Genomic DNA, 366 nt, shown 5'->3' with positions numbered 1-366 from the left:
CGGGTCAGCTTGCGCAAAAACTCCGTCCAGATCGGCTCGGCCTCAGACGTGCCGACCTCCATGCCCAGCACCTCGCGCCGGCCGTCCGCGTTGACGCCGACAGCGATGATGACGGCGACCGAGACGATGCGCCCGCCGCGGCGCACCTTCAGGTAGGTGGCGTCGATCCACAGGTATGGCCAGTCGCCCTCGATCGGCCGGTCGAGGAAGGCCTTCACCTTGCCGTCGATCTCCTCGCACAACCGGCTGACCTGGCTCTTGGAGATGCCGCTCATGCCCATCGCCTTGACCAGGTCGTCGACCGAGCGCGTCGAGATACCCTGGACGTAGGCCTCCTGGATGATGGCGGTCAGCGCCTTCTCGGCC

1 protein-coding gene is annotated in these 366 nt (G+C 66.9%); it reads right to left on the bottom strand.

All coding sequences use genetic code 11. The features are described from left to right. Nucleotides 1-366 (bottom strand): transposase (locus BQ8482_RS31960; RefSeq protein WP_208867911.1); only part of this gene is annotated, 366 nt, incomplete at both ends.

Origin of the sequence: Mesorhizobium delmotii, assembly GCF_900149755.1 — a bacterium.
Taxonomy (GTDB): Bacteria; Pseudomonadota; Alphaproteobacteria; order Rhizobiales; family Rhizobiaceae; genus Mesorhizobium; species Mesorhizobium delmotii.
Note: the sequence above shows the minus strand (reverse complement) of the source record. Positions and strands in the feature narration are given on the sequence as shown.